We start from the raw sequence: 13,426 nt of genomic DNA, 5'->3' as shown, positions 1-13,426 counted from the left end.
TATTCAAACAATTATTTATATTTTTAAAGGCAAATTAACTTGAAAGAAGCTCTATTTATTGCTACATTTGGAATTTTAATCTACTTAAGTTTTGCTACTATTTTTGGTCAAAGTGGTCTTATAGGAAGTTATGGTGCTGTTTTCTCAAACTATAATCATCTATATTTTGGATACATTTCTTATATATATCTATTTTTATTTCTAATTCCTTTGTATTACTTATATAAAAACTCTTCATTTAATCTTCGTAAATTTGAAGTTACCATTGCTTCTTTCTTACTACTCTTTTCTTTTCTTTTATCACAGTCTATGCTTGTAGAAAATGGATTTAGAGGAATGATTGGTGCAAATTTTACAGATTTTTTATCTCCATATATAGGTCTTTTTGGGCTTTGGGTTTTTTGGTTTATTATAAGTGCTGTATCTATTCTTATCTTTGCAGATAAAAGCATGAAAGAAGTTGCTCTTGTAATAGTTAAAAAATTTAAAAAAAGAAAAAAAACTTGATGATTTTATATATGAAAATAAAACTACCCCAGAAGAAAAAAGCTTAAATAGCGAGTATGATGAACCAGCTTATTTGCGAAAAGATAATCATAAAGAAGTTGTACAAGTTCAAGAGCAAGAAGAAAAACAAACACAAGAAGAAGATAAAAATACAAATACCATACTAGACATCGCTAAAAAAGTTAAAGAGCAAAAAAATGCTTTAATAGTTGATGAGTTGGAAGAAAATACTAAATTGCTTGAAAATATAGAAAAAGGAAAGGTGGAAAAACCTAAAAACTTCAACCTTCCTTCTGTGGACTTTTTGCAAAAAGCAGATACTACAAAACATAATATTGACGAGAGTGAACTTGATGACAAAATACGATACTTGATAGAAAAACTTGCTCATTTTAAGATAGATGGGGATGTTGTTAGAACTTATGCTGGTCCTGTTGTTTCTACCTTTGAGTTTAAACCTGCTGCAAATGTAAAAGTTAGTAAAATCTTAAACCTTCAAGATGATTTAGCCATGGCTCTCTCAGCTGAAACTATCCGTATTCAGGCACCAATCCCAGGTAAAGATGTTGTAGGTATTGAGATACCAAATGACACTGTTGATACTATATATCTTAGAGAACTACTTGATTCTAAACTTTTTAAAGACTCATCTTCTCCTCTTACTATCGCACTTGGAAAAGATATAGTTGGTAAACCTTTCATAACAGACCTTAAAAAACTTCCTCATCTTCTTATTGCGGGGACAACAGGAAGTGGAAAAAGTGTTGGTATAAATGCTATGATCCTTTCACTTTTATATAAAAATTCTCCAGATCAGCTTAGACTTTTGATGATTGATCCTAAGATGCTTGAATTTTCTATATATAATGATATTCCACATCTTCTTACCCCAGTTATAACGAAACCAAAACAAGCAATAGTCGCTTTAAATAATATGGTTAATGAGATGGAAAGACGCTATGAACTAATGGCTGAAACAAGAACAAAAAATATAGAAAACTATAATGAAAAAGTGAAGCGGGAAGGAGGAGAAAACTTCCCATACATCGTTGTTGTCATTGATGAGTTAGCGGATTTGATGATGACAAGTGGGAAAGAAGTTGAACACTCCATAGCTAGACTCGCTCAAATGGCGAGAGCATCTGGAATACATTTAATAGTTGCTACACAAAGACCATCTGTCGATGTTGTAACAGGACTAATAAAAGCAAATTTACCTTCAAGAATATCATATAGAGTAGGGCAAAAAGTTGATTCTAAAATTATACTAGATCAGATGGGTGCTGAATCTTTACTCGGTCGTGGAGATATGTTATTTACTCCACCAGGATCAACTGGGTTAGTTCGTCTTCATGCTCCGTGGAGTACGGAAGATGAGATAGAAAAAATAGTAGAGTTTATAAAATCTCAAAGAGAGCCTAACTACGATAAAAGTTTTTTAGTTGAAGAAGACTTAGATGCAAATGAATCAAAAAGAGAATCATATGCAGAGTTAGATTCGTTATATGACGAAGCAAAATATGTGATAATTACAGACAGAAAAACATCTATTTCGTATCTTCAAAGAAAACTACAAATAGGTTATAACCGTTCAGCAAGGATAATAGAGCAGCTTGAGAGTGAAGGTGTTTTATCTTCAACTAACACAAAAGGTGTTCGAGAAATTCTTTAATATTCTTTACTATTTATTTTTGTTTATGTTACAATTCTTAACACATCAAAAAATAAAGCTACAATAAGTAACACTAATCATTTCTATATAATTTTTTTAGATATAATCCTTCTTATAAATTTAATAAAATAAGGATTATTATGGCGTTTATTGAAGACTATAAAGTACATACGGCACAAAGAGAAGACGAGGGTGTTCCTCCATTAGCTCTAACTGCTGAACAAACAGCTGAACTTGTTGAATTATTAAAAGCTTCACCTATTGCGGAGCAAGATTATTTAATGGATATTTTCCAAGATAAAATTCCTGCTGGTGTTGATGATGCTGCTTATGTAAAAGCTGCATTTTTAAATGATGTAGTACAAGGAAATGTTGCTTGTGATGCTATAAATGCTGTAAAAGCATGTGAGATTTTAGGTCTTATGCTTGGTGGATTTAATGTTACTCCATTAGTTGAAGCACTTAAACTTGATGCTGATGTTGCAAACAGTGCTGCTGAACAACTTAAAAACACAATCCTAGTATATGATGTATTTAATGATGTAAAAGCACTTATGGATTCTGGAAATGCTAAGGCTAAAGAGGTTATTGAATCTTGGGCAAATGGCGAATGGTTCACAAACAAACCTGCAATGTCTAAAGAGATTACAGTAACAGTATATAAGATTCCAGGTGAAACAAATACTGATGATTTATCTCCAGCATCTGAAGCTTTTACAAGAGCAGATATTCCTGTTCACGCAAAAGCATTTTTAGTTAGCAGAATGGAAAATCCACTGCAAATGATAGAAAAACTAAAAGAAAAAGGTTACCCATTAGCATATGTTGGTGATGTTGTTGGTACTGGTTCTTCTCGTAAATCTGGTATTAACTCTGTTCAATGGCATATGGGTGTTGATATTAAAGGTATTCCAAATAAAAGAACAGGTGGTATCGTTATTGGTGATATTATTGCTCCAATCTTCTTCAATACTGCAGAAGATTCAGGATGTATCCCTATTCAAGCACCAACTTCAGAACTAAATACAGGTGATGTTATCACAGTTAAACCATTTGACGGTACAATTGAGAAAGATGGAAAAGTAGTTTCTACTTATGAACTTGCTCCAAATACTCTTCCTGATGAGATGAGAGCAGGTGGTCGTATTCCACTTATTATCGGTAAAGGTCTTACTGCAAAAGCTAGAGAAGCATTGGGCTTAGATGCTGGAGATTTATTTATGACTCCTGCTCAACCTGCTGATAATGGAAAAGGCTTCACATTGGCACAAAAAATGGTTGGTCGTGCTTGTGGTGTTGAAGGTATAAAACCAAATGTTTACTGTGAGCCAATTGCTACAACTGTAGGTTCTCAAGATACAACAGGTCCAATGACTAGAGATGAAGTAAAAGAACTTGCTGCTCTGAATTTTGGCGCAGATATGGTTATGCAATCATTCTGTCATACTGCTGCTTATCCAAAGCCAGCAGATATAAATCTTCAACATACTCTTCCAAAATTTTGGACTGAAAGAAAAGGTTTTATACTTCGTCCAGGTGATGGAGTAATTCACTCTTGGTTAAATAGACTTTGTATGCCAGATACAGTAGGTACGGGTGGAGATTCACATACTCGTTTCCCAATTGGTATATCTTTTCCAGCTGGTTCTGGTCTTGTAGCATTTGCTGGTGTAACTGGTATGATGCCACTTACTATGCCAGAGTCTGTTCTTGTTAGATTTAAAGGTAGTTTGCAACCAGGTATCACTCTTCGTGATATGGTAAATGCTATTCCTCATCAAGCAATTAAAGATGGCTTATTAACTGTCGCTAAAGCTGGCAAGAAAAATATCTTTGCTGGTCGTGTTTTAGAGATTGAAGGTCTTCCAGATTTAAAAGTTGAACAAGCATTTGAGCTTTCAGATGCATCAGCAGAGCGTTCAGCTGCTGCTTGTGCTGTTAGTCTTAATAAAGAGCCAATTATTGAGTACTTAGAATCAAATATAGTACTAATAGAAGAGTTGATTTCTCAAGGTTATCAAGACGCTGCAACTCTACAAAGAAGAGCTGATAAAATGAAAGCATGGATTGCTAATCCTGAGCTTTTAAAAGCTGACGCAGATGCAGAGTATGCAGCAATTATTGAAATAGATATGGATAAGATTACTGAGCCAATTTTAGCTTGTCCAAATGATCCAGATGATGTTAAATCATTAAGTGAAATTCATGCGCAGGGTATGCATACAAAAATTGATGAAGTATTTGTTGGTTCTTGCATGACAAATATCGGTCTTTTCCGTGCTGCTGGTGAAATTCTTAAAGGTGAGGGTGCAGTTGCAAACAAGCTTTGGATTTGTCCTCCAACAAAAATGGATGAGAAAACTCTTCAAGAAGAGGGTTATTACTCTGTATTTGGTATGGCTGGGGCTAGAACAGAAATCCCAGGTTGTTCTTTATGTATGGGTAACCAAGCTTCAGTTGCTGTTAATGCTTATGTATTCTCAACTTCAACAAGAAACTTTGATAACAGACTAGGTAAAGGTTCTCAAGTTTATCTTGGGTCTGCTGAACTTGCAGCTGTTGTAGCTCTTAAAGGTGAATTACCTTCAGCTTCTGAGTATCTTGAAATAGTTAAAGATAAAATCAAACCAGAAATGACTGATGAGATTTATAAATATCTTAACTTTAATAAAATCAGTAAAGAAGAACTATCTGCAATGATTAAATAAAAAAAGGGCTTCTGGCACTAAATGCCGATGCCCCCGTCGCTAAAGCGTTAAGTGGGGTATGCCCTTTTTTTTTAATCTCTTATAACATCAAAGTCTAAAGGATATTTTGGAATAAATATTTTTTTATCAATTTTTTTATTTTGCTCCTGATTACTAAAAATTATTTTAACATTATTTTCAAATTCATCAATATATGAGATAGATTCAATAATATCTTTGTTTATAGTAATGATAAATCTTGATTCTCTATATTTTGCCTCATAAGTATTTTCATTTATCTTTTTTGCACTTTTTATCATTCTAAAAAAATCAAAATCAGACTCTATATTTCTTATAATAACTTGCTCTATTTCAGGTTCAACTATTACAACTCTAAACCTATTGATATAAACATCTTTTTTTATTGGCTTATAGTAGTTCCAAAGAGCATTTTGCGGGGCAGATGCTACAATATGACCTTCATAAACTAAAGACTTTTTTTTATCATCTGTTATGGTTTGAGTAAAGTTTGCTTCAAAAGATTTTAGTGCATCTATAGATGCAAAACTAAGACTTGAAGATAGAAGTAGCGTTAAAATATATTTCATAAAATTCCTTGTTTTAGAAATTATATCAAATTTATGCAAATTGTAATTATTACTATGCTAAAATAAAAGTAATTTTAATAATAAGGTATGCGAATGCTACAAGCATTAATGGGTAAAATTTTTGGTACTTCAAATGATCGAGAGTTAAAAAAATATTCAAAAAGAGTAAAAAATATAAATGCATTGGAAGCTCAATATGAAGCTTTAAGTGATGATGAATTAAAAAAAGCATTTGATGAGATAAGAGATGCTGTTAAAAATGAAGAGAAAACTTTAAATGATGTACTTGAGGACTCTTTTGCAATAACAAGAGAAGTAAGTAAAAGAGTTTTAGAGATGAGGCACTTTGATGTTCAGCTGATTGGTGGAATGGTTTTACATGAAGGTAGAATAGCTGAAATGAAAACAGGTGAGGGTAAAACACTTGTTGCGACACTAGCTATTGTTTTAAATGCTTTAAGTGCTAAAGGTGTTCATTTAGTGACAGTAAATGATTATCTAGCATCTAGAGATGCCATAGAAATGGGTGTACTCTATACCTTCTTAGGATTTTCTGTTGGAACAGTTCTTGAAAGTAATGCAACCCCAGAAGAAAAGATACAAGCATATTGTTGTGATATAACATATGGAACAAATAATGAGTTCGGATTTGATTATCTAAGAGATAACATGAGCTATTCAGCAGAGCAAATGGCTCAAAAATATCATAATTTTGTTATAGTTGATGAAGTCGATAGTATTTTAATTGATGAAGCAAGAACGCCACTTATAATATCTGGACCAACAAACAGAACGATGCAAGATTATGCAGATGCTAATGGTATAGCTCTAAAGTTAACAAAAGATGAGCATTTTACGGTTGATGAAAAAGACAAGGTAGTTCTTATTACAGAAGATGGAATCACTAAGGCTGAAGAACTTTTTGGGGTTGAAAACCTTTATAGTGTTGAAAATGCTTCTTTACCTCATGCTCTTGATCAAGCACTTAAAGCAAACTACTTGTTTGAAAAAGATGTTGATTATGTAGTTAATAGCGGTGAAGTTGTAATCGTTGATGAATTTACAGGAAGACTTAGTGAAGGTCGTCGTTTTAGTGAAGGACTTCATCAAGCACTAGAAGCAAAAGAAAAAGTTGAGATTAAAGAAGAAACCCAAACTCTAGCAGATATTACATTCCAAAATTACTTTAGAATGTATGATAAACTAGCTGGAATGACAGGAACAGCAGAAACAGAAGCTGCTGAGTTTGCTCAAATTTATTCATTAGATGTTGTTTCTATTCCTACAAATATACCAATAACAAGAGAAGACTTAAACGATTTAATCTACAAAACAGAAAAAGAAAAATTTAATGCTGTTATAGAGATTATAAAAAAATTATCTAAAACAGGTCAACCAATACTAATTGGTACTGCGTCTATAGAAAAATCAGAAGATTTACATGATGTTTTAAAGAAAGAAAAAATTGCCCATACTGTGTTAAATGCTAAAAATCACGAACAAGAGGGTGAAATTATTAAAAATGCTGGTGTTAAAGGTGCTGTAACTATTGCAACTAACATGGCAGGGCGTGGTGTTGATATCAAAGTAAATGCTGAAGTAGAAGAGCTTGGTGGTTTATATATAGTAGGTACAGAACGACATGAAAATCGCCGTATTGACAATCAACTTCGTGGTCGTAGTGGACGACAAGGTAATGCAGGAACTACACAATTTTACTTATCTTTAGAAGACAACCTCTTGCGTATTTTTGGAAGTGATAAAATTAAGTCTATAATGGAGCGACTTGGTGTTGAAGATGGAGAGTTTATAGAGTCTAAAATGGTTACTCGTGCAGTTGAAAAAGCTCAGAAAAAAGTTGAAAACATGCACTATGAGGGTAGAAAACAGATTGTTGAATATGATGATGTTGCAAATGAACAAAGAAAAATCGTATATAAATTTAGAAATCAGCTTCTAGATTCGGACTTTGATATAATTGAGAAGATTGATGAAGTTAGAGTTGAGTATGTTGACAATATTTTAAATAATTGTGATATTTTTGATGGTGGAGCAAGAGAAGACTTTAACCTTAAAAAATTACTTGAAGTTGTAAAAGAAGAGATAAATCTTGATCTAAGTTTACAAGATTATGAATCTTTAGATTTTGAAGAACTTCAAGAAAAAATCACAACTGAGATTAAAAAATCATACAATGATAAAATGAGTGTTTTAGAAGAACATATACAGCATGAAATAGCAAGAGAGTTGTATTTAAAAGAGTTAGATAATGCGTGGAGAGAGCATCTGTACTCCATGGATACTATGAAAACAGGTATTAGACTTCGTGCATACAACCAAAAAGACCCTCTTGTTGAGTATAAAAAAGAGAGTTATAATCTTTTTACAGAACTTATAAAAGATATTAAATTTAATACTATTAAAACTCTTCAAATTATTCAGTTTAGAATGGAATCTCCAGAAGATGAAGCGGCCGAGGTTGCTCAGCAGTTAGAGCTACAAAGAAAACTAGATGAAGCCGCAAGAGAACTTAACCATAAATCAAAAGACAATGAAAAAGTCAGCGTTAAAAAAGTATCAAGAAATGAACCTTGCCCTTGCGGAAGTGGAAAAAAATACAAACAATGTTGTGGTAAAAGTGGACCAAAAAAGGTGCTTTTGCTTCTTGAGTAAATCAATAGTCCCCTATCTTGTCAAGCGTTTTTTACGCTTTGACAAAGATCAGCCATTTATCTTTTTATCAGCACTTTTAGCATTTATGGGAATTACTCTTGGAGTAATGGTTCTTTTGATTGCTATGGCGCTAATGAATGGTTTCGATAAAGAATTTAGAAAAAAACTAACCATCATGAACTATCCTCTTACTGTAATTCCAAAATTTTATGGCGCAGTAAATGAAAATCTTTTACTTGATTTAGAATTAAAATTTCCAGATTTAAAATTTAGTCCTTATGTTCAGTCAGCTGTAATGGCAAGAAGTGGAACAAAACTAGAAGGTGGCTACATCTTTGGAGTAAACTTTAAAGATGAAGCTAAAGTAAATAGTATTTTAGCAAAAGCAATTAAAAATAGTAATTATTCAAAATTTGATGTGCTTATTGGTAAAAGTTTAAAAGAAGAATTTAATATATTTACAGATGATAGATTGATGTATATTTTTACTACTGTAGAGCCAGGTGGACTATCTATTACACCAAAGATAAAGCGATTTAAGGTTAAAGGTGTTTTTGACTCTGGATTAAGCGCTTATGACAAAGCCTACAGCTATACATCGCTCGCATCTATGCAAGCGATGTTGCATCTACCATCTAATCAGTTTGATGGAATACATATATTTTCAGAGAATCCTCATGATGATATTTTAAGAATCAAAGAAGTTTTACCAATGAGCGTTAGCATTAAAGGTTGGTGGGAAGATAATCTTAATTTTTTTGCGGCATTAGAGTTAGAAAAAGCATCTTTATTTATAGTTTTAATGCTTATTATACTTATAGCATCTATAAATATAATCTCATCTTTACTTATGACGGTTATGAATAGACGAAGTGAAATAGCTCTTCTTTTATCTTTAGGCGCAACTACAAGTGAGATAAAAAAGGTATTTTTATACCTTGGTATTGCGATAGGAATAGCGGGAATATTTTCAGGAGTTATTTTTGGTATGGGAGGCTTATGGATTTTAAGTAGTTTTGATATTATATCTTTGCCAAAAGATGTTTATCCGACGACCACGCTTCCTTTAGATTTGAGTTTAAAAGATTTTTTTCTTATAGTTAGTGGAGCATTTGTTATTGTAATTGCCTCATCATTTTATCCAGCAAAAAAAGCAAGTGAGGTTGATATTTTAACTGTTTTAAGAAATGAGTAAAACTATTTAGTTGGTTTTATTGTCATCTTTGCTATTAAAGAGATGAAAAGGAAATGTTAGAGCTCTAATTAATATGTTTAATGGAGCAATAACAATATCTTGAGCAATAAGACTTTTTATAGTTGGATCACTTAATTTACCCTCAATATTCATTGATGTAGATATAGTATCTCCATCTAAAAGTATAAATCCAACTACAGGTATTTTTGAAATACCACTTCCTAAGTCTGTTTTTAAATTTAAGTTTACATTTATAGTGTCGTATTTAAAACTTGCTTTTCCATTTCCTACAATATCTATTTCTTTAGAATCAAGAGCTATATGTTTAATATCTAAAATATCATCTTTAGAGTGAAAATTTATGTAAGCACTTTTTACTTCTAAGCCTTTTTTACTGTATCCAGGAAGAGAAAATGTTACTAGAGAGGGTATAGTGTTTACAAAAGCAAGAATATTGTTTAAAATTTTATAATCAAGTATCGTTGTTTCTTTGATGTACAAAAGACCATCGTATTCTTGTGTTGAGCCTGACATGGAAAAAGATAGCGTTCCATCTTTAAATTTTGATAAAGCAAATAAATTCTCCATAAATTTATCATTGAAATTTTCTCCAAATAGATAAAATTTCTTATCTTTTAGCTCAAAACCAGCATGTGCATTTTTATGTCTTAATTGTGCATTAACAACATTGTTAAAGTATTGTAGTTCGATATCATCAGAGATAGCACGCCTATCTTTAGAGATGTAAATATAGCTATCTTGCGCACTAAAGGTAATATTCTTAGATTCTTTTGAACTTTCTTTTTTGTTATCAAAGTACCTCACAACTTCATTTATATTTATTCCTATTTTTTTGGCTTCAATCTGAATATTTTTACTTATTTTTACATTTAAAACTTTGTTTATATTTAAAGAAATATCTTTTGTTTTATTGTCAATTTCACCTTTAATCGTATAGTTTTCTATTAGTTTATTTTTTAAAACGAGAAGTTTATATGGATATTTAGTTGTAGCAAGAAATTGAATGTTTTTTTGATTTATCTTTTTACTGATGGAAAAGCTACCATTACTTATGTTGTATTCTTGTAAAAGCTTAGAGTTTTTTGCTAAGTTAGAGATAGAGTTGAACTTTAGGTTCCATCTATTTTCTTTAAGAGTAAAATTCATATCAAACTTTTTTGAGATAATTTTAGTTTTAGTTTTATTTGAACTAAGCTCTAGTTTAATTATCTTATTTGAAGAAAATATCTCTCCTAAATCTTTATTTTTAAATTTAAATTTTTTTAAATCAATAGTTCCTTTTTCTTTTGTAAAAGAGAAGTTAGCACTTAGATGCGTGCTTGCTAGATTATCGACCTCTAATAAGGCATCTATGATATTGAAATTGGTATCATTTATTTCTATTTGCGCATCTTTGAGTAAATAGTTAAGACCATTCGCATCAAATCTTATATTTTCTTTTATTTTTATTTTTATTTTTTTATCGTATTGTACTTTTAGTAAGGCACTCGATTGTTTCATTGTAATATCAGCTAAAGCAAAACTCAATAGATCTATATCTAGACTTGCTCTACTTGGGTTAAGAGAAAAAGTACCAGAAGCATAAGCAGAAGCCAAGGTGCCAGTTTTTACATAAGTTGTAGGTATCGTTGCTACTAGTGTATTTAAGTCAAAGGGAAGTACAGCTTTGTCTAGTTCGATTGTCTTGTTCTTATAGTCCCATTTTGATTTTTTTATATTTATGGTATCTTGTTTGCCTGAAATAGTATAGATAATCTTAAGCGGTTTCTTGCTTTTTTTAAGTTTTAATCCAATGTCTTTAAAGTTTATATCCAAGACATCAAAGTTTATAGTTCCCTCTTTTTTACTTGCATTAAAATTAACATCAACATTTGCAGTGGCAATATCTTGATACTTCGAATACATTTTTTTAATAGTTACATCGTAGTTATTTAAAAATATACGGGCATCAAATATATCTATATCTAGTCCTAAGTAGTGAAAGTTTGCTTTTTTTGTATAAAAACTTCCTTTCGCTGCAACATCAATATTTCTTAGTCCTACCGTAATTTTTAAATCTGTATCAACAGTACCTTTATTTTGTAAAAAAGGTAAGTCTATCTTATAAGTTTTAAGTAGAAGCAAAAGGTCTTTGTTTAGACTTGCGTTAAACAATAAATGAATAGTTAAAAGTTCCTCTTTTTTAGTAAAGTCAATTTTTAACCAGCTTTTATTTAAGTAAAAACCATATTGATATGCTTTTCTTGGTCTTATAAATAAAATACCATTTTTAAACTCAAGTTCTGTAACCTTTGATAAAATAGGCTCTAGGGTAGGGTTATAAGTATATGCTAAGTCATGCACACTAGCGCCTATACGCAGGTTTTTTAAAGCATTTTTGAGATCATCATAGTTTAACCATCCATAAGCATATTGTAGTTCTGCTTTTGACATTTTTATTGCATCGTAAACCCAGTATTTGACTTCTTTTGGTATATCGAGCATCTCTATTGTGTGAGTAATGTTTTTAATACTTTTTTTAGAGTCTAGTTTATAAAAAAGTTGCTTTTTATTTGCTAGTGAGTAAAGTTTTAGGTTTATATCCTCATTTATATTAATATTTAGATTCGAGATTAATTCGCTATTTCCATGTCCTTTAAAAATTATATTTCCATCTATTTTAATCTTTCTTTTGAGGTCTTTAAATTCATCTATTTTTGCATTAAAAAAACCAGATTCAAAAAAAAGTGAACTTTTAAGTAAAAAATCTTTAGATGAAGCATTTAGATAACCATCTTCACCATCTAGGTATTTAAAAGAAGCTTCGATTTCATTAAAGTGTATTCTATTTATCTCTATTTTTTCAAACCAATTATCAAAAAGCATAATACCTTTAAATAGTTTGTTTGCTTTTGCAAAGTCGATTTTAGTTTGATTTTGATTAGATTTTTTAATTATTCTAATATCTTGGACACTAATATTTAACTTTTCATTCCATTTTATGTATAATTTGTTAATACTTACATTTGGTAATGATAAATTTTGAATATAGATACCATTTTGTAGTAAGATAAATAAAATAGAAAATGTGAGAAAAATGAATACTAAAGCGCTTACAATAATAAAATGGATTGTTGAAATTGTATTAATAATTGTTTTATCGTTCATGTATTACCTAAATCAGCCTGTTTCGACCCAAAAAGTTATTTATATTTCTGAGGGGTCTATTAATCAGATTATAACACAACTAAAGAATAGAAAATACAATGTTTGTAAATTAGATTCATTGTTATTAAGACTTATTGGCTCTCCGCAAAGTGGCTGGATAAATATAGGTGAAACAGAGATAACAAGAGGAGAATTTTTATATAAGATATCTCATGCTAAAGCAGCACTTCAAAATATCACTTTGATACCAGGGGAAACAACATATATTTTTTTAAAACAAATATCTTCTAAGCTAAACCTTGATTTTAAAGAATTACAAAAACAATACGCGATGCAAACAAAACAAAAAGAAGGTGCTTTTGTTCCAAATACATATAGATTGCCAATTGGTATTTCAGAAAAAGAGTTAATAAGGATTTTTCTTTATAATTCGCAAAAACAGATGAAAGAGCTTTCTATAAAACTTTTTGGAACATATAATGAAAAAAGATGGTTTCATTTTGTATCAATAGCTTCTGTAATACAAAAAGAATCAGCAAATATAGAAGAGATGCCTCTTGTTAGTTCAGTAATTTACAACAGAATTAAAAAAGGTATGAAATTGCAGATGGATGGAACACTAAATTATGGTAAGTATTCTCATATAAAAATCACTCCAAAAAGAATTAGAGAAGACAATAGCATCTATAATACATACAAAAACAGGGGTGTTCCAAGTGTCCCTGTTTGTAATGTTAGCTTTGATGCTATAAGAGCTGCTGTGTTTCCAGCTAAAACAAAGTACCTTTATTTTATGAAATCAAAGAGTGGAGGACATGATTTTTCATGTAACTATTCTACACATTTACGCAATATAAAGCGTGTTACAAAATGAAACATATTGAAAAAATAACTAAATCTTTTTAAATCTCTTAAT

The 13,426-nt window shown here is 30.9% G+C and carries 6 protein-coding genes and 1 pseudogene; 5 read left to right on the top strand and 2 right to left on the bottom strand.

What is annotated here, in order from left to right:
* Positions 1-39: 39 nt before the first annotated feature.
* Both MOV50_RS13135 and acnB read left to right on the top strand, forming a co-directional pair.
* Positions 40-2,179, top strand: a pseudogene (locus MOV50_RS13135) (DNA translocase FtsK 4TM domain-containing protein).
* Between the two features lie 140 nt (positions 2,180-2,319).
* On the top strand, positions 2,320-4,887 hold the full coding sequence (acnB, locus tag MOV50_RS13130; protein WP_321778349.1) for a bifunctional aconitate hydratase 2/2-methylisocitrate dehydratase: 2,568 nt from the start codon (positions 2,320-2,322) through the stop codon (positions 4,885-4,887).
* A 71-nt stretch (positions 4,888-4,958) separates the two neighbouring features.
* On the opposite strand, the gene lolA is transcribed toward acnB, so the two are convergent.
* Positions 4,959-5,474 carry a LolA-like outer membrane lipoprotein chaperone gene (gene lolA / locus MOV50_RS13125; protein ID WP_321778348.1) on the bottom strand — a complete coding sequence of 172 codons (516 nt, stop codon included), beginning with the start codon at positions 5,472-5,474 and terminating at the stop codon, positions 4,959-4,961.
* A 93-nt stretch (positions 5,475-5,567) separates the two neighbouring features.
* On the opposite strand from lolA, the gene secA reads away from it, so the two are divergent.
* Entirely contained in the window at positions 5,568-8,147 is a 2,580-nt protein-coding gene (gene secA, locus MOV50_RS13120; protein WP_321778347.1) for a preprotein translocase subunit SecA, read from the top strand.
* A complete protein-coding gene (locus MOV50_RS13115; protein ID WP_321778346.1) occupies positions 8,140-9,342 on the top strand; it encodes an ABC transporter permease in 1,203 nt (400 codons plus the stop codon). Before secA ends, MOV50_RS13115 begins: the two co-directional genes overlap by 8 nt.
* A gap of 6 nt (positions 9,343-9,348) precedes the next feature.
* Here the strand turns inward: MOV50_RS13115 and MOV50_RS13110 are convergent, their stop codons facing one another.
* On the bottom strand, positions 9,349-12,510 hold the full coding sequence (locus MOV50_RS13110; RefSeq protein ID WP_321778345.1) for an AsmA-like C-terminal domain-containing protein: 3,162 nt from the start codon (positions 12,508-12,510) through the stop codon (positions 9,349-9,351).
* On the opposite strand from MOV50_RS13110, the gene mltG reads away from it, so the two are divergent.
* A complete protein-coding gene (gene mltG / locus MOV50_RS13105) occupies positions 12,440-13,384 on the top strand; it encodes an endolytic transglycosylase MltG (protein ID WP_321778344.1) in 945 nt (314 codons plus the stop codon). The genes MOV50_RS13110 and mltG overlap by 71 nt on opposite strands.
* Positions 13,385-13,426: the final 42 nt, after the last annotated feature.

The sequence above is a fragment of the Sulfurimonas sp. genome, assembly GCF_029027585.1.
Taxonomy (GTDB): domain Bacteria; phylum Campylobacterota; class Campylobacteria; order Campylobacterales; family Sulfurimonadaceae; genus Sulfurimonas.
Note: the sequence above shows the minus strand (reverse complement) of the source record. Positions and strands in the feature narration are given on the sequence as shown.